The sequence below is a fragment of the Streptococcus mitis genome, from assembly GCF_001579035.1.
Classification (GTDB): domain Bacteria; phylum Bacillota; class Bacilli; order Lactobacillales; family Streptococcaceae; genus Streptococcus; species Streptococcus mitis_J.
Map to the genome: position 1 here is coordinate 184510 of NZ_KQ970286.1, position 632 is coordinate 185141.

A 632-nucleotide genomic window follows, 5' to 3' on the forward strand; every position below is an offset into this window, starting at 1 on the left:
CATTTTTAGTAAATTAAGAAAAATAAAGAATATTCAAAGTGTTTATTTATAGGCAATCATCACAATTTGGTTTTTTAAAATAGGTTAGTGTTTTTTATTTGACTAATTCATAATCAAAATTTTACAAAAAATTATATTTTGATCAATGATTACAGAATAAAGTGGATCTGCATAGTAACTTTGACATCTATTAGTTTAAAAATAAGGACTTCCTTTGTTAGAATGTCCTTATTTTTATTATGGAATTGGATAAATGAGGTTAAGTCTCAGATCTATGAACTCAGAAAGTAAGTACAAAGCTTTAAACAGCTTTCAAAAAGATTTGGTGTGGATTTTTTTGGCTAAGGTATGTGACAAGATGAATTGATTGTTATGAAATAGAGAGCCTAAAAAATGGGGAAAATCGTTATTATTCCCCTGAATTTGATATGTTGTAAAAGATTATTTCTGGTCTGTTAAATATATCAATAACAAAATTTAAACATGATAGTCTAATATCTAATCCATTTAAAGTGAATACGTTTATCAATCGTTTGAGTAAGAAAATCTCAAAAGAAGAAGGGATAGGTTTTCAAAAATAACCTATCTAGTCATTGCTTATATATAATTTGTATCTTTTGGTTTATTAATTT